The 16,200-nt window shown below is 73.4% G+C and carries 13 protein-coding genes and 1 pseudogene; 3 read left to right on the forward strand and 11 right to left on the reverse strand.

Annotation, left to right across the window (positions count from 1 at the left end):
• The 4 genes and pseudogenes from BU198_RS28875 to BU198_RS28890 all read right to left on the reverse strand — a co-directional run.
• Nucleotides 1-1,232 (reverse strand): annotated as a pseudogene (locus BU198_RS28875) (TIGR02680 family protein); the annotation flags it as partial.
• Nucleotides 1,233-1,248: 16 nt separating this feature from the next.
• Entirely contained in the window at nt 1,249-2,490 is a 1,242-nt protein-coding gene (locus BU198_RS28880; protein WP_188299799.1) for a TIGR02678 family protein, read from the reverse strand.
• A gap of 34 nt (nt 2,491-2,524) precedes the next feature.
• Nucleotides 2,525-4,039 carry a TIGR02677 family protein gene (locus BU198_RS28885; protein WP_188299800.1) on the reverse strand — a complete coding sequence of 505 codons (1,515 nt, stop codon included), beginning with the start codon at nt 4,037-4,039 and terminating at the stop codon, nt 2,525-2,527.
• A 158-nt stretch (nt 4,040-4,197) separates the two neighbouring features.
• Nucleotides 4,198-5,544 carry a GH1 family beta-glucosidase gene (locus BU198_RS28890; RefSeq protein WP_188299801.1) on the reverse strand — a complete coding sequence of 449 codons (1,347 nt, stop codon included), beginning with the start codon at nt 5,542-5,544 and terminating at the stop codon, nt 4,198-4,200.
• A gap of 169 nt (nt 5,545-5,713) precedes the next feature.
• Here BU198_RS28890 and BU198_RS28895 point away from each other — a divergent pair, with 169 nt between their 5' ends.
• Together BU198_RS28895 and BU198_RS28900 are read left to right on the forward strand one after the other, a co-directional pair.
• Nucleotides 5,714-6,235 (forward strand): SigE family RNA polymerase sigma factor, encoded by a 522-nt coding sequence (locus BU198_RS28895; protein ID WP_188299802.1) that lies wholly within the window; start codon nt 5,714-5,716, stop codon nt 6,233-6,235.
• A gap of 766 nt (nt 6,236-7,001) precedes the next feature.
• Nucleotides 7,002-7,361 (forward strand): hypothetical protein, encoded by a 360-nt coding sequence (locus tag BU198_RS28900; RefSeq protein WP_188295801.1) that lies wholly within the window; start codon nt 7,002-7,004, stop codon nt 7,359-7,361.
• Nucleotides 7,362-7,498: 137 nt separating this feature from the next.
• On the opposite strand, the gene BU198_RS28905 is transcribed toward BU198_RS28900, so the two are convergent.
• Together BU198_RS28905 and BU198_RS28910 are read right to left on the reverse strand one after the other, a co-directional pair.
• Nucleotides 7,499-8,989 carry a hypothetical protein gene (locus BU198_RS28905; RefSeq protein ID WP_188295802.1) on the reverse strand — a complete coding sequence of 497 codons (1,491 nt, stop codon included), beginning with the start codon at nt 8,987-8,989 and terminating at the stop codon, nt 7,499-7,501.
• Nucleotides 8,986-9,972, reverse strand: a complete 987-nt coding sequence (locus tag BU198_RS28910) for a hypothetical protein (RefSeq protein ID WP_188295803.1) — start codon at nt 9,970-9,972, stop codon at nt 8,986-8,988. Before BU198_RS28910 ends, BU198_RS28905 begins: the two co-directional genes overlap by 4 nt.
• Nucleotides 9,973-9,985: 13 nt before the next feature.
• Between BU198_RS28910 and BU198_RS43495 the strand changes: the two genes are divergently transcribed.
• A complete protein-coding gene (locus BU198_RS43495; RefSeq protein WP_262987005.1) occupies nt 9,986-10,108 on the forward strand; it encodes a hypothetical protein in 123 nt (40 codons plus the stop codon).
• Between the two features lie 306 nt (nt 10,109-10,414).
• Here the strand turns inward: BU198_RS43495 and BU198_RS28915 are convergent, their stop codons facing one another.
• From BU198_RS28915 to BU198_RS28935, 5 genes are all read right to left on the reverse strand, one after another.
• Nucleotides 10,415-11,797, reverse strand: a complete 1,383-nt coding sequence (locus tag BU198_RS28915; protein WP_188295804.1) for a hypothetical protein — start codon at nt 11,795-11,797, stop codon at nt 10,415-10,417.
• A gap of 55 nt (nt 11,798-11,852) precedes the next feature.
• On the reverse strand, nt 11,853-13,220 hold the full coding sequence (locus BU198_RS28920; protein ID WP_188295805.1) for a hypothetical protein: 1,368 nt from the start codon (nt 13,218-13,220) through the stop codon (nt 11,853-11,855).
• Nucleotides 13,221-13,387: 167 nt separating this feature from the next.
• Nucleotides 13,388-14,104 (reverse strand): hypothetical protein, encoded by a 717-nt coding sequence (locus tag BU198_RS28925; RefSeq protein ID WP_188299803.1) that lies wholly within the window; start codon nt 14,102-14,104, stop codon nt 13,388-13,390.
• 169 nt (nt 14,105-14,273) lie between these two features.
• Nucleotides 14,274-14,714 carry a glutaredoxin domain-containing protein gene (locus BU198_RS28930; protein WP_188299804.1) on the reverse strand — a complete coding sequence of 147 codons (441 nt, stop codon included), beginning with the start codon at nt 14,712-14,714 and terminating at the stop codon, nt 14,274-14,276.
• Nucleotides 14,715-14,820: 106 nt separating this feature from the next.
• On the reverse strand, nt 14,821-16,200 hold a 1,380-nt coding region (locus BU198_RS28935), incomplete at its 5' end, for a type I polyketide synthase (RefSeq protein WP_188299805.1).

The raw sequence follows: 16,200 nt of genomic DNA on the forward strand, positions 1-16,200 counted from the left end.
GTGTGCTCCGCCCGCTGGTCGGCGCGCAGCCGCGCCTCGTCGGCCCGCTCGGCGTCCTCGGCGGCCGCACCGGCCTTCCGGTCGGCGGCGGCGCGCAGCCGGGCGGCGGTCCCGGCGGCCTGCTCGGCCCTGCGGCGGAGCTGGTCGAGTTCCTGGCCCTGCTGGTAGACCTCGGAGCCGAGCAGCCCCTCGATGGCGCCGTCGATCTCCTGGACCCGGTGTCCGAGCTCGTCCTTCGCGCGGGTGCTCGCCTCGCGCTCGCGCAGGGCTTCGGCGTGCTCCTCCTCGCTCTCCCGGGCGATGCGGGTGAGGTTGTCCATCTCGGTGGTCGCGGAGATGAGCGCGGCGGCCCCGGCCCGCAGAACGCGCTGGGCGTAACCGCGCTGCTGGTGGGCGACGGCGGTGGCCGCGGCCACTTCGTCGTCCAGGGTCTTCAGGTGTTCGCGCTGGCGGTCGAGGCGTTCGAAGCCTTCGGCCAGTTCGGTGATCTCGCCCTGGCCGAGCGGCGGCAGGGCCCGGGAGAGCAGGGCGGAGAGCAGCGACGGGTCCAGGCGCTCGGACAGCTTGGGGGTGCGGAGCTGGAGCAGGGCGGTGATCAGGGCGTCGTAGCGCTGCTCGCTCAGTCCCGGAAAGAGCGTGCCGCGGACGGTGTTGCGGTAGTCGGCCGACGATCCGTGCAGCTCGCCCCGGCCCTGCAGGGCTTCGGCCAGGGCCGCGCGGGTGAGCGGCTGGCCGGCCTCGTTGACCAGGGCGAGGCCGCCGGGGCGGTCGATCCGCGCGCCGGTGGTGAAGTAGTCGGCGGTGACGCCGGTGGTGTGCACGCTGGCCTGGAGTCTGGCGCCGCAGGTGAACCGGACGGGATCGCCCGCGGCGGCTCCGTCACCTGCGCCGTCGCCGTCGCGGACGAACTCCAGCCAGACGTAGCCGACCCGGGTCTTGCCCGAGGTGCCCTCGCCCATCAGGTTCCAGTGCATGGTGCGCTCGGAGCCGCCGAAGGTGGACAGCCGGCTGGGGCGCAGGCTGGCGTCGAGCAGGAACGGCAGCAGCACCTCCAGCGCCTTGGACTTTCCGGTGCCGTTCTGCCCCCGCAGGAGCAGTCGGCCCTCGTGGAAGGTGAAGGTCTCGTCGTAGTAGCGCCAGACGTTGAGGATGCCGGCCCTGGAGGGCTGCCAGCGCGCCGTCGCCCCTGGCGTCCGGAGCGCGGAGGGCCGCGGAAGGTGTGTCACGGTCATCGGAAGTCCTCCCTGGTCAGGTGGTGGGACCGGCGGTCGCGGCGGTCGCGGCGGTCGCGGCGGTCAGGCTGCTCCGGTACCGGAACGCCGCGGGCCGGGCAACGGTACGGTCGCCGGCCCGGCCGGCCAGGCCGAAGTCGGTGAGGACCCGGACGGCGTCGGCCGTGAGGCGCTGGGCGCCGTCCTCCGACTGGTAGCCCTTCGCCCACTGCGGGAAGCGCCGCAGGAGTCCGTTCGCCTCCACGGCGAGCTGTTCCGGTGTCAGCCCGCCGGGGGCGGCCGTCAGCGGGTCCAGCAGGAGCAGGGCGGCGACCCGGGCCGTCGCGGAGTCGTCCGGGAAGCGGCTGTCGGTGGCGATCCCGTCCGGGTCGACGAGCAGCAGACCGTCCGCCCGTTCCTCCAGCACGAAACCGCCCTGCTCGGCGGCGCGCCGCACGATCTGGCGCCCGGTCGGGGAGGTGAGGTAGGCCAGTTCGTCGGCGCGGAGCTCGTCGTGGTGGAGGACGGGGTCGTCGAGGAGCCGGCGCAGCACCGAGTGCCGCAGTCCGAGGTTGCGCTGCGCGTCGGAGGCGTCGGCGCCGCCGTACCGGCTCTCGCGCACCGTACCCTCCAGGAGTTCCCCGAAGCGCAGCGGTACGTCCTCCGCCGGTACGGCCAGCCGGGACGGGCCGACGGGCGCGGCGAGCAGGCGCATCAGCACGGTGGCGTCCACGCGGTAGAGCACCTTGGCCTCCGCCGAGTCGACGAAGCTCTCCGTGACGCCGTCCACCGTGAGGAGCGCCCCGTAGGCCTCCAGGAGTTTGAGCACGTCCACGAAGGCCATCCGCTCGGACCTGCCCGCCGTGTCGAAGGGCGGCAGCGCCTCGTCGGCGGCACAGGCCTGGACCACCCGGTCGGCGATCAGGCCGACCGTCGTCACCGGGACGGGGAGCAGCTCGGCCGCGACCACGCACAGCAGGGTGTAGCGGCGGCGGTCGAACGGCGCCCTGCCGGACCGCAGCCGCCGGGCGGGGCGCGAGGTGTGGGGGACGGCCCGGATCTTGAACAGCCGCGCGTACCCCAGGCGCGGCTCCACCACCAGCTGCCAGCCGCAGTTGTAGTCGAACCACTTGGTCAGCGGCCCCTGCCGGCGGCGGACCAGCTCGAAGGCCGACGGGTCGCCGCGCTCGGTGATCAGCGGCCGGCCGAGGAGCAGCCTGACACCGCGGGCGACGTCCTGCCGCTCGGCCAGGACCAGCTGGTTCGCGAGCGTGCTCATGTGTCCCTCCCGAGGGTGACCGCGCTCCGCCCGCTCATCCGGACCCCTCGCGGGTGCTCGCCCGCGAGGCGCCCGGGCCGCGGATCTCCACCAGGAAGTCGGGCCCCTCCAGCCGCCCCCTGGACGTCCACAGGACAGCCCGCCCGGCATCGGGCAGCGGCCGCAGGACCACCTCGACCCGGCCGTCCGAGGTGACCGCCCGACGCGCTCCGCTGCCGTCCGGCCGTACGGCCAGCGCCCTGCCGAGGAGGTCGAGCAGCCGCTCGAAGACGGCGTGGTCCAGCGTGCCGAAGCCGGAGAGCCGCACGGGGCCGTCGGTGCCCAGGACGTCCCAGGCGGCGTCGAGTTCGGCACGCTCCTTGCGGGCCAGCTCGGCACGGGCCGCCTTGATCCCGCCGATGTCGCGCACCCTGCCGGTGCGCGTGAACCGCTCGGTGCGGCCGCTGGCGCGCAGCAGGGCGGACACCTCCACCGGCGGGGCCTCCGCCCAGGTGCCCGAGGAGGGCACCAACTCCTGGTCGGGGTGGGCGAGATGGGCGTGGCGCGCCGGGCCGAGGCCGAAGGCGGCCGACCAGAGACGGTGCAGGTCGTCCTCGGTGGGCGCCGCGGCGAACCAGCGGGCCAGTTCCCGGAAGTCCTGGACGGCGCCGGAGGAGCGGCGCCGTGACTCGGTGATCCGGTCGAGGACCTGGAGGAGCGTCACGATCGCCCGCCGCGCCACGTCGTGCAGCTGCTCCACCCGGGGCCGCGACCCGTCCACGGGCCGGAACCAGGCCCGGAGCCCCTCCCAGCGCGCCCGGCGCCGCTCCAGCCAGGCCGGCGCCGGATCGCCGTCCGCGACCGGCGGCAGCTCGGCGCCCCGCACCGCCCGCTCGTGCAGCAGGCCCACCCCGCGCTCCTCGACCCGCTCCACGGCGGAGGCGACCGTCTGCCCCCGCTGGTCGAGGTTGACGAGGAACTCCTGGAGATAGGCCACCGTCGCGGCCTTCACCTCCCGGAAGGTCGCCAGGTCCGCGCCCTCGGCGCGCAGCAGGCGCTGCAACTCGCCGTTGAACGCCTTGGTGTTGGAGAGCAGCGCCTCCAGGTGGCCCTCCAGCTCCTGGAGCGTGCTGAAGACCCGGCGGTCCGAGGACGCGGAGTCCCCCAGCAGGACGTACAGCTCGTCGAGCCGGTCCGTGATCGCCTCCAGCACCGCCGTCTGGAGCGCCCCGGTCGAGGCCAGCACGGCGAGCGCGTGCTCGACCCCGGCGAACGCGGCCTCGCCGCGCCTGGTCAGCGAGTACTGGAGGTTGCGGCGCTCGTACTCCTCGGCGGTGCGGTAGTTCTCCGCGTGGTTCTGGACGACGTCCAGCAGCTGCCACTCCCTGAGCTTCAGCAGTGCTTCCCGCAGGTCGTCGTCGTGGATCGCGTCGAGCCAGCCGACCGTCCGCAGCCGGGCCCTGACCTCGTCCAGCCCGAGCGCGGTCTCCAACCGCTCGTTGGCGGCGCCGAAGGCCTGGAGGATCGCACCGTAGAGCTCGGCCTTCTCCCCCGTCGTGAACCGGAACATCTCCGGCGGCACCCTGCGCAACGACGCCCCTCCCCTCCGTCGGGCACCAGGATACTGATGCCGGAGGCAGCGGAACGCCCGCGGAGGTCCACGTGGTCACCCGGCCGGGGGCGTCCGCGTACCGCCCGGCGGCGGCGACGGGCGGCCTCGGACCGCTGTCAGTGCGGGAGCGAGCGGGCCCGGTGGGCGGCGATCAGGTCGCGGTACCAGGCGTACGAGGCCTTCGGGGTGCGCCGCTGGGTCGCGAAGTCGACGTGGACGAGGCCGAAGCGCTGGCTGAACAGCCCCTCCGCCCACTCGAAGTTGTCGAGCAGGGACCAGGTGTAGTAGCCGCGGATGTCGACGCCGTCGGCGACGGCCCGGGCGAGGGCGTCGAGGTGGGCGGCCATGAAGTCGATGCGGGGCCGGTCGGGGACGGTGTCCTCGGTGACGGAGCAGCCGTTCTCGGTGATGGTGATGGGCGGGAGGGCCTTGCCGTACAAGTCCCTGAGGTTGAGGAGGAGTCGGTGGAGGGCCTCGGGCACGACGGGCCAGCCGAAGGCGGTGTGGGGGACGTCGGGGATGTCGACGAGGTCGAAGGGGAGGCCGGGTCCGGTGGGGGCGGCGACGCGGGTGGGGTTGTAGAAGTTGAGGCCGAGGCCGTCGAGGCCGGGGGTGTGGATGAGGTCGATGTCGCCCGGGTGGACGGCGCCGAAGATGTCGTCGGGGACGCCGAGGGCGGAGAGGTCGGGGTAGCGGCCGAGGAGGACCGGGTCGGTGAACAGCCGGTTGTGCAGGGCGTCATAGGCCTCGGCGGCGGCGGTGTCCTCGGCCGAGGGGGAGGCCGGCTCGACGGGGGTGAGGTTGTTGGAGAGCATCGCCAGCAGGCCGCGGTCGTGGAGGACCGAGGCGGCCAGGCCGTGGGCGAGGAGCTGGTGGTGGGCGGCCGGGAGGGCCTCGAACATCAGGGTGCGGCCGGGGGCGTGGGTGCCCAGGGCGTAGCCGTACACGGTGTGGACGAAGGGCTCGTTGAGGGTGATCCAGGCGGGGACGCGGTCACCGAGGCGGTCGGCCATGACGGTGGCGTACTCGGCGAAGCGGTACGCGGTGTCGCGGTTGAGCCAGCCTCCCTCGTCCTCCAGGGCCTGCGGGAGGTCCCAGTGGAAGAGGGTGGGCAGCGGGGTGATGCCGGCGTCCAGCAGCGCGTCCACGAGCCGGTCGTAGAAGGCGAGCCCGGCCCCGTTGACCGCGCCGGCGCCGGTGGGCAGCACCCGGGGCCAGGAGACGGAGAAGCGGTAGCCGTCGAGGCCGAGCCCGCGCATCAGCGCGATGTCCTCGGGATACCGGTGGTAGTGGTCGCAGGCCACCGCGCCCGTGTGGCCGTCGCGGACGGCGCCGGGGCGGGCGGCGAAGACGTCCCAGACGGACGGGCCGCGGCCGTCCTCCTCCACCGCCCCCTCGATCTGGTAGGCGGCGGTGGCGGCGCCCCAGCGGAAGTCCGCCGGGAGGTCGAAGCGGTCCGGCATGACAGCCTCCTGACGAGAAACGCGAGGAGAACTCATGTTAGTGACGCGGCGCCGAAACACCAGAGGCCGTCGGCCGGCCGGGACGGGCCGGCGGCAGCCGAAAGCCCCTGGCGAAAATAGGTATGGTCCGTTGTCATCCGTTTTCGGCCGCTGTGACGTCCTGGTGAGTATGAAGCGCGAATCGATCCGTCCCGGGGGCTCCGGATCCGACCCTTTCGACGAGTTCGTCGCGGCGCGGTACCAGTCTCTGCTGCGCGGGGCGTACCTGATCACGGGGAACGTCCACGACGCCCGGGACCTGCTGCACGACGCCTTGGCCCAGGTGTACCCGAGACGCTCGACGATCCGGGACGAGGGGGCCACCGAGGGGTACGTCCGCACGACGATGGTCCGCACCCACGTCTCGCGGTGGCGCCGGACCAGACGCGAGGTGCTCACCTCCGCGCTGCCGGACGGGCCGGCGGTCCAGGAGGCCGAGCGGGACGACCAGCTGGCGGCGGCGCTGGCCGGGCTGCCGCGACGGCAGCGGGCGGCCGTCGTGCTGCGCTACTACCTGGACCTGCCGGTCGCGCAGGTGGCGGAGGAGCTGGGGTGCTCGGTGCCCACGGCGAAGACCCACCTGGCGCGCGGGATCAAGGCGCTTCGACAGGAAATCGAACCGGTGAGGGAGTTGGTGGGGCATGAGCGCTGAGGACAGGTTCGAGGAGGAACTGGTCACCCGGCTCGGTGCGCACGCGGCGGGCATCGGCGGCAGCCCGCCGCTGGCCGAGCTGCGCGCGGCCGGACGACGACGGGTCCGGCGACAGGCGGCCGTACGGGGGGCGACGGCGGTGGCGGTGCTGGCCGTCGGGGCGGGCCTGCTGACCCAGGTCGGCAGCGGCGCCGGGCCGGGGCGTACGGGAGCGGCGGGGGTGGGCATGGGTCTGCCGAGTCCGACCCCGGGGGCGACCGGTCCTGGACCGACGGTCGTGATCTGGGGTTGTGAGCAGGGGCCCTCGTCGATGGGGACGCCGGGCTGGCACTCGCGCGTGGTCACCCAGCCTTCGCCGGGGGGGTCCTCGTCGGGGGGGTCCTCGTCGGGGGGGAGTCTCGTCGGGGGGGGCTTCGTCGAGGATGCCGCTGGGGGGTCCTCGTCGGGGATGCCGCCATCGGGCGAGGCTTCGTCGGACTCGGCCTCGTCCGGAGTCCCGACGCCTGACCCGTTGTCCTCCGGTTCCCCCTCGTCAACCGGCGTCCCGTCGGGCCTGCCGCTGTTCTCGGGCTCGTCCTCCTCCTGGCCCACGTCCTCGGGCTCGTCGTCGAACGGGCCCACGTCCTCGGGCTCGTCCTCGGGCTCGTCCTCGGGCTCGTCCTCGGGCTCGTCCTCGAACCGGCCCACGCACGAGCTCTCGCCGTCGGCCTCGTCCTCGGAAAATCCGCAGGCCGATCTGATGGGAGCGGGCCGGTCCATCGGGGGCATGGCGATGACGAACTACCCCGACCACTACTCCGGCGTCTGCGTCTCCGCCCGCACGAACACGGTCTATGTGATGCGGGTCCCCGGCAGCGACCTGGACGCCACCGTGACCCGCATGGCGGCCGGCTGGCCCCTGCTGAAGGTGACGTTCGCCGACGTGCAGGCCTCCGATAACCAGCTCCGGGCACTCGTGGACCGGATCAAGGCGGACACCACGGAATGGCAGGCCAAGGGCGTGGCGATCAACGGGCTGACGATCGCCCCCAACGGCGCCGGCGTGGTGGTCGAGACCCCGCAGTGGCAGACGGCGGAGGCGGACATCAAGGCGCGGTACGGGCCCCTGGTGGCCGAGGTCCGCTGAGACCTGACCTCGACGTCCCTGTGTGAAGAGCGCCGAGCGTCGGCTGAGGGCGGTATCACCGAGCGGCTCGGTGGTTCCGCCCTCCGGCACGTCCACGTGCCCACGCGCCGCTCAGGCGGCCGTCAACTCCCGGGCGGTCATCCGGAACGCGCGGGCGTCCCGTCCTCCTGGCCGCCGTCCTCGGGCCCGGCCTTCTCCAGCGCCCGCCGGATCGAGCGCGGCACCCGGTACGGCAACCCAGCCGACCGCTCCCGCGCCCATTCCCAGCCAGCGGGCGTCGTCCTGGACCAGCCACCCGCAATCCGCCCCGGATACCGAAGAACGGACACGGCTCGACGGTCCGGACGCGGGAACGGCACCACGTAGCAAACGCCGAGGATGTCGGTGATCCGCTCCCAGTCCACCGGGCCATCCGGCACCGAGGCGAGACGACGCATGTCCGCCAACCCGGCCAGCACGATGTCCTCACACCACCGCACGACCGACCCCCGCCCCGGCCCCGTCACTACCTCCTCCGACGGAACCGCCGGCCCGTACTCCTCCGCCAGCCGACTCACCGACCCCGCAGCCAGCCCTCCCACAGCCATCCAACCGCAGAACGCCAGCCAGTGCCGCCCATACGCGTCCGCCGACGCCCACACCCGCGCCATCACCTCAAACTCGGACATCCGCGAACCACCCGGCCCCCTTGAGCACAGCAACCGCACCTGATGCGTGACGGACGCCACCGACACCACGTACTCCGACTCCACCACCCCGTCAGGCCAGTGGTCTGCCGCCAGCGGCCGCTCGCCCCTCACCTGCCCCCAGGCCACGGAGCCGATCTCCCCCAACCCTTCTTCCGCGCACACCCTCACCAGGGCGCGGGCATCGGCCAGACTCAACGGATCACCCAGATCCGCCGGCTCCGGCAGCTCCAGCGTCCTCCGCACCGAACGCGGCACGCGGTACGGCAACTTCGCGGAACGCTCCCGCACCCAAACCCGCCCAGCCGGACGATCCCTCGTCCAACCATCCGCGATCCGGGCCGCGAACCGGAAAGCGGTCAGCCGCGGGAAGTCCGAGAACAACCCGGGAATCCGATGACAGGCCCCCGCGATGTCGGCGATCAGCCGCCAGTCCACCGGACCGTCAGGCGCCGAAGCGATCCGCCCGATGTCCACCATCCCGGCCCGCACGATGTCATCGCACCAGCGCCCCACCGACCCCCGCCCCGACCTCGGCGCCACCTCCCCCGGATGCATCGACGCCGGATACCGCAGCGCCAACCGCCGCACCGGCTCGACCGCCTCACCCCGATAGGCCCGCCGCGCGCACCGAGCGATCCAATGCCGCCCGTACTCATCCGCAGCCGCCCACACCCGACCCAGCAACTCCCGGTCGGACCGACACCGACGCCCCGTGTACCGGGAACACAGCACCAACACGTGGTGACTCACAGCCGCAACCGACGCCGCGTACTCCCCCGCCACCAGTTCGCCCGCCCAGTCGGACGCCGCCTCAGGCGACTCGCCGCGCAGCCCGTCCCACGCCACGGACCGCAACTCGACCGGCCCCTCCCGCCCGAGCTCCCTGACCAGGACGTACGCCGAGAACCCGTCCAACCCGTCACCCTTCACGGTCTTCACGGTCCGGTCTTCTCCAGCGTCCGCCGGATCGACCGCGGCACCCGGTACGGCAACCCCACCGACCGCTCCCGCGCCCATTCCCAGCCGGCGGGCGTCGTCATGGGCCACCTGCCGGCAAGGCGCCCCGGATACCGGAAGGCGGTCAGCGCCCGACGATCCGGCGGAGGGAAGGCCACCTTGGAACAGACGCCCAGGATGTCGGCGATCCGCTGCCATTCCACCGGCCCGTCCGCCACCGAGGCGAGACGACGCGCATCCACCAACGCGGCCAGCACGATGTCCTCACACCAGCGCGCCACTGGCCTTCGCCCCGGACCCGTCGACACCTCCTCCGACGGCACCGCCGGACCGTACTCCTCGGCCAGCCGACTCACCGCCCCAGGAGCCAGACCCCCCGCAGCCTCCCAACAGCAGAACGTCAGCCAGTGCCGCCCGTACTCGTCCGCCGACGCCCACACCCGCGCCATCACCTCGAACTCGGACATCCGCGAACCACCCGGCCCCCGGGAGCACAACAACCGCACCTGATGCGTGACGGACGCCACCGACACCACGTACTCCGACTCCACCAGGTTCTCGGGCCACAGGTTCGCCGAAGGCGGCCGGAATCCCGACACCTGACTCCGAGCCACGGAGTCGACCCGCTCCACTCCTTCTTCCGCGCACACCCTCACCAGGGCGCGGGCATCGGCCAGGCTCAACGGATCACCCAGATCCGCCCGCTCCGGCAGCTCCAGCGTCCGCCGCACCGAACGCGGCACCCAGTACGGCAACTTCGCGGAACGCTCCCGCACCCAAACCCGCCCAGCCGGACGATCCCTCGTCCAACCATCCGCGATCCGGGCCGCGAACCGGAAAGCGGTCAGCCGCGGGAAGTCCGAGAACAACCCGGGAATCCGATGACAGGCCCCCGCGATGTCGGCGATCAGCCGCCAGTCCACCGGACCGTCAGGCGCCGAAGCGATCCGCCCGATGTCCACCATCCCGGCCCGCACGATGTCATCGCACCAGCGCCCCACCGACCCCCGCCCCGACCTCGGCGCCACCTCCCCCGGATGCATCGACGCCGGATACCGCAGCGCCAACCGCCGCACCGGCTCGACCGCCTCACCCCGATAGGCCCGCCGCGCGCACCGAGCGATCCAATGCCGCCCGTACTCATCCGCAGCCGCCCACACCCGACCCAGCAACTCCCGGTCGGACCGACACCGACGCCCCGTGTACCGGGAACACAGCACCAACACGTGGTGACTCACAGCCGCAACCGACGCCGCGTACTCCCCCGCCACCAGCTCACCTGGCCAGTCGGACGCCGCACCCGGAGACTCACCGCGCAGCCCGTCCCACGCCACGGACCGCAGCTCGACCGGCCCCTCACGCCCGAGCTCCCTGACCAGGCGATAGAGCGATAGCCCGTCCAGCGCGTCACCCTTCACGGTCCGGCACCTCCAGCGTCCGCCGGATCGAGCGCGGCACCCGGTACGGCAACCCCACCGACCGCTCCCGCACCCAATCCCGGCCGCCAGGCGCTGTTTTGGACCAATCACCGGCAATCCGCCTCGGATAGCGGCAGGCGGACACTGCCGGACGATTCGGACGCGGGAAGGGCACCACGTAGCAAACCCCGAGGATGTCGGTGATCCGCTCCCAGTCCACCGGGCCATCCGACACCGACGCGAGACGACGCATGTCCGCCAACCCGGCCAGCACGATGTCCTCACACCACCGCACGACCGACCCCCGCCCCGCCGCTGTCAACGCGTCCTCCGACGGCACCGCCGGCCCGTACTCCTCCGCCAACCGACTCACCGACCCCGCAGCCCGACCCCCCACAGCCATCCGACAGCGGCGCGTCAACCAGTGCCGCCCGTACACGTCCGCCGACGCCCACACCCGCGCCATCACCTCCACCTCGGACAGGCGCGAACCAGCCGAACGCCGCGAACACAGCAGCCGCACATGGTGAATGACGGACGCCACCGACACCACGTACTCCGACTCCACCAGGTCCTTGGGCCACTCGGCCGCCGAGCGCGGCCACTCACCGGTCAGGTGACCCAAGGCCACGAATCCGATCTCGATCAGACCGTCGTCCGCACACGCCCACACCAGGGCGCGGGCATCGGCCAGACTCAACGGATCACCCAGATCCGCCGGCTCCGGCTGATCCAGCGTCCGCCGCACCGAACGCGGCACCCGGTACGGCAACCCCGCCGACCGCTCCCGCACCCAGGCCCGCCCAGCCGGACGATCCCTCGTCCAACCATCCGCGATCTCGGGTGGAAACTGAAGCGACGGAACCACAGCCAGGTTCGCGGGCTGGAAGGGCATCCGGTGGCAGGCGCCCGCGATATCGGCGATCAACCGCCAGTCCACCGGGCCATCCGACGCCGAGGCAAGGCCCCGAATGTCCGCCAACCCGGCCAGCACGATGTCCTCACACCACCCCGCGACCGACCCCCGCCCCGAGCCGGACGCCACATCCACCGTCGGCACCGACGGCCCGTACTCCGCCGCCAACTCCCGGACAGCCTCAACCGCCTCTGCCCGTCCGGCATTTCGGAAACACCGCGCCATCCAGAGCCGCCCGTACTCATCCGCCGACGCCCACACCCGGCCCAGCACCTCACGCGCGGACGGACGCCACCGACCCGACCGACGCGAACACAGCCAACGCACTTGGAGAGCAGCGGACGCCACCGACACCGCGTACTCAGCCGCCACCAACTCACCACCGGGCCAGTCGGACGACGCGCTCGGTTCCTCCTCACGCAGGCAATCCCAGGCCACCGAACGCAGCTCGATCAACCCCCCGTTCCCACACTCCACCATCAACCGGCGAGCCAGGGACCGGTCCATCGGATCAGCCCCCATGGTCCGGCAGCTCCAGCGTCCGCCGGATCGACCGCGGCACCCGGTACGGCAGCCGGGCCGACCGCTCCCGCGCCCAAGCCCGGCCAGCGGGCGTCGTCCTGGACCAACCACCCGCAAGCCGCCCCGGATACCGAAGAACGGACACGGCCCGACGATCCGGACGCGGGAAGGGCACCACGTAGCAAACCCCGAGGATGTCGGTGATCCGCTCCCAGTCCACCGGGCCATCCGAGACCGAGGCAAGACCCCGGATGTCCACCAACCCGGCCAGCACGATGTCCTCACACCACTGCGCGACCGACCCCCGCCCCGCCGCTGTCAACACGTCCTCCGACGGCACCGCCGGCCCGTACTCCTCCGCCAACCGACTCACCGACCCCGCAGCCCGACCCCCCACAGCCATCCGACAGCGGCGCGTCAACCAGTGCCGCCCGTACGCGTCCGCCGACGCCCACACCCGCGCCATCACCTCCACCTCGGACAGGCGCGAACCAGCCGAACGCCGCGAACACAACAACCGCACACGGTAAATGACCGATACCACCGACACCACGTACTCCGACTCCACCGCCCCCTCAGGCCAGCCGTTCGCCGCCAGCGGCCGCTCACCGCGCACCTGCCCCCAGGCCACGCCTCCGATTTCCCCGAGACCGTCGTCCGCGCACGCCCACACCAGTTCACGGGCATCGGCCAGGCTCAACGGATCGCCCGCGTCCTCCGGAAGTTCCAGCGTCCGCCGGATCGACCGCGGCACCCGGTACGGCAACCCTGCCGACCGCTCCCGCACCCAGGACCGGCCGATCCGCGACGTCGAGAACCAACTCTCCGCCAGCCACCGAGGAGCCAGCACCGGCCGCGCCGGCGCCAGGATGGCCGCCGGGCACGGGATCCGGTGGCAGGCGTCAGCGATCTCCTCGACCTGTCTCCGGGTCTCCTCCGGCAGATCGCCCGGCGCGTGGCGCGAGACCAGCTCGTGAATGTCGGCGAACCCGGCGTCGTGCATGTCCTCGCACCACCGCACCGACGCCGCATGACGCCGACGCCTGCCCGAGCGGCCCGCCTTCATACTCCGCGCCGCCGCCAGCAGCGCCCGGTGCCCGTCCGCTCCTCCGTACTCGCGGCAGGTGGCCAGCAGCCAACGCTGCCCGATCGAGTCCGTCTCCCGAAACCCGGTCACCAAAGCCGCCTCCGCCCGGGCCCCACCCGCCCACGCGTTCCTGACCCGCCGACAGACGTCCGCCACCCCCGCCAGGTACTCCGCCAGCGCCTCCGTCCCGGGCGCCACGCCCGCAACAACCGCCTCCGCCTCGAACACCCCGTACCGCGCGACGGCCCTCACCGCCAGGAAGCCTTGCACGGTGCACCACCTCAGCATCCCCTCCGCATCAGCGCGCTGCATCGGTCCTCGCCTCTCTCGGTCGGCTCCGGCAGGTCGGGCGGCGGTCGGCGGGGCTGGTCGCCGCCCCCGTGCTCGGCGGGGGCGGGGGCGGGCGTGGCCGTGGGGAGGCTGGTGGCCCGGGGTGGTCAGGCGTGGGCGCTGATCTCGCCGCCGGCGGAGAGGACGATGTAGACGCCGTTGGCGGCGGCTCCGGAGTCGTGCTGGTCGGCGTCCAGCGTGCCGTAGACCTCGTTGTTCATGCCCAGGATCTCGGCGCGGTAGTGGAGTTCGCCGGTCTTGGTGACCTTGGCCGTCCAGCCGCCCGCCAGCTTGACGGTGCCCGGGCCGGAGTGGGAGCCGCCCATCCAGGAGTGGATGGTGCCGTCCAGGGAGAGCACGACGAACATGCCGTTGGCGTTGAGTCCGGCGTCCTCGTTCTTCGTCTCCAGCGTGGCGAGGACCTGGCCGCTGTTGACGATCTTGGCGCTGTAGTTCTGGTTGCCGAGGTCGCGGATCTCCGCCGTGCTGCCGTCCACCAGGGTCGGGGAGTGGCCCGCGGCCGTCCCCTTGGGCGGGGCGGCCGGGGTGGTCACGCCGCCCTTGGAGGGCGCGGTGGCCGGGGCGGGCGCGCCGCTCTTGGCGGAAGTGGTGGGCGCGGCGGGCGTGGTGGGCGATGCGGGCGGCGCGGCCGGGGTGCCGGGTGCGGTGGCGGCCGGCGGGGTGGTGGTGGCGGGCGCGGCCGTGTCGTGCGCGTCCGCGGAGGAGGAGCAGGCCGTGGCCGCGGGTACCAGCAGGGCCGCGGCCAGGACGGTCCCGACCAGCGAACGGCGAGCGGTCGTACGGCGGATCGTCGAGAGGGACATGCGGTTCTCCTGAACGAAGTACGGGTGCGGAGGCGCTCGTTGCCCGTCCCCCTCCGGCGAGGGCCGGGAGGCGGGGGCGGCGTGCACGTCGAAATTAGTACGAACGATCGACGGAATTGCGCATTCCATGTCACCGGACTGCAACGCCGCGGACCGGACTGTCGCCGCATCAGGTGGTGGCGGCGGGGAGCTGTTCGCGCACCCAGGCGGGGTCGGGGTTGGTGTGCGGCCGGCCGTTCACGACGACGGTCGGCACGGTCTCGTCGCCTCCGTTCGCGGCCCGTACCAGCGCCGCCGCCTCCGGGTCGCGCCAGATGTCGACCCAGTGGAGCTGACGGGCCGTTCGCCCCAGGCGCAGGCGCAGTCGCAGGCAGTACCGACAGCCCGGGCGCCAGTACACCACCGGTCGGCCGTCGGCGGCGCTGCGGCGCTGCGCCTCCCGTGCGCCGGGTGACTTCGGGAAGACCAGGGGCGAGTGCACGCCCGCGAGCCCGGCGAACAGCAGCAGGTACAGGACGGCGGCTCCGGGACTTCCGCCGAAGGCCTGGCCGCCCGCGACGGCGGCACCGCAGAGGACGAGCACCAGCGGCAGCTTCCACGCACGCATCATGGCCCCACGGTATCCGCGAGCGTCACGGGACGGTGCGGGGGCGGTGGCCGGTTCGAACCGGCCACCGCCCCCTCACCGCCACCGCCACCGGACGGCTCCGGGCCGCTCAGTCCAGGTCGCCGTTGCCCAGCTCCTCCCGGACCAGGTTGAGCAGTTCCTCGTCGTCCGCGGCGTCGAGGAGGTCGGCGATGGTGTCCTCCTCCGCCGGGGCCCCGGCGGCCCAGCGGGCCAGGAAGGCCTGGAGGCGCACGGCGACCCTGGTGCGGGACAGCTCGTCGGGCGGGCTGACGGCCATCGCCGCCTCCAGGCCGTCGAGCATCCCGAGCAGCGGCTCGACGTCCGTGCCCGACTCGGCGCCCGGCAGGGTGCTGTGCAGGTGGGCTGCCAGCGCGGCCGGGGTCGGGTGGTCGAAGACGATCGTCGCCGGGAGCGGGACCCCGCACTCCCCGGCCAGCCGGTTGCGGAACTCGACGGCCGTGAGCGAGTCGAAGCCCAGGTCGCGGAACGGCCTGGTCTCGTCGATGCCTTCGGCCGAGGAGTAGCGGAGCACCTCGACCAGGACGTCCCTGATCAGCTCCAGCAGGACGGCCGTCCGCTCCTTGGCGTCCAGCCCGGCCAGCCGGACGCGCGGTGCGCCGCCGTCCGCTCCGCCGTCCTCCGCCGGCGCCGGCCCGGACGGGGCCAGGGCGTCGGCGGCCTCGGGCAGGTCGCCCAGCAGCGGGCTCGGCCGGCCCGAGGTGAAGGCGGGCGCGAAGCGGGACCAGTCCACGTCGGCGACGGTCAGCGCGGCCGCGCCGCCGTCCACCGCCGCCGCGAGGGCCGAGAGCGCGAACTGCGGGTCCAGCGGCGTCAGTCCGCGGCGGCGCAGGAACTCCTCCGCCCCGTCGCCCGCCATCCCGCCGCCCGCCCACGGGCCCCAGGCGACCGAGGTCCCGGCGAGACCGCGGTCGCGCCGGTTCCTGGCCAGGGCGTCCAGGTAGGCGTTGCCCGCCGCGTAGAGGGCCTGCCCGCCGCTGCCCCAGGTGGCCGCGATGGAGGAGAACACCAGGAACAGCTCCAGGTCGGCCGCCGCGGTGAGCTCGTCCAGGTGGGCGGCGCCGTCGACCTTGCCGCCGGTGATCCTCGCGATGTCCTCGGCGCCGGTCTGCGCGAGCATCGCCGACTGGGCGACCCCGGCGGCGTGGACGACGCCGATCAGCGGACGGTCGGCCGGGACGGCGGCCAGCGTCGCCGCCAGCGCGTCCCGGTCGGCGGCGTCGCACGCGGCGACCGTCACCCGGGCTCCGGCCGCCGTGAGTTCGGCGGTCAGCTCCTCGGCGCCCGGGGTGCGGGAGCCGCGCCGGCTGGTGAGGACCAGGTCGGTGACGCCCCGGTCGACCAGCCAGCGGGCGACCACCGCGCCCAGCGCGCCGGTGCCGCCGGTGACCAGCACCGTGCCGGGTCGCGACGGCCGCCACGGCGCCGCCGGGGCCTGACCGGCATCGGT

It is taken from the genome of Streptomyces sp. CBMA156, from assembly GCF_014596515.1.
Taxonomy (GTDB): Bacteria; Actinomycetota; Actinomycetes; order Streptomycetales; family Streptomycetaceae; genus Kitasatospora.

Coding starts and splice junctions, on each gene's coding strand:
- BU198_RS43495 (WP_262987005.1), top strand. CDS start 9,986: ATGTCATCGCACCAGCGCCCCACCGACCCCCGCCCCGACCTCGGCGCC.
- BU198_RS28885 (WP_188299800.1), bottom strand. CDS start 4,039: ATGTTCCGGTTCACGACGGGGGAGAAGGCCGAGCTCTACGGTGCGATC.
- BU198_RS28925 (WP_188299803.1), bottom strand. CDS start 14,104: ATGTCCCTCTCGACGATCCGCCGTACGACCGCTCGCCGTTCGCTGGTC.
- BU198_RS28900 (WP_188295801.1), top strand. CDS start 7,002: ATGGCGATGACGAACTACCCCGACCACTACTCCGGCGTCTGCGTCTCC.
- BU198_RS28890 (WP_188299801.1), bottom strand. CDS start 5,544: ATGCCGGACCGCTTCGACCTCCCGGCGGACTTCCGCTGGGGCGCCGCC.
- BU198_RS28880 (WP_188299799.1), bottom strand. CDS start 2,490: ATGAGCACGCTCGCGAACCAGCTGGTCCTGGCCGAGCGGCAGGACGTC.
- BU198_RS28895 (WP_188299802.1), top strand. CDS start 5,714: ATGAAGCGCGAATCGATCCGTCCCGGGGGCTCCGGATCCGACCCTTTC.
- BU198_RS28910 (WP_188295803.1), bottom strand. CDS start 9,972: ATGGTGGACATCGGGCGGATCGCTTCGGCGCCTGACGGTCCGGTGGAC.
- BU198_RS28930 (WP_188299804.1), bottom strand. CDS start 14,714: ATGATGCGTGCGTGGAAGCTGCCGCTGGTGCTCGTCCTCTGCGGTGCC.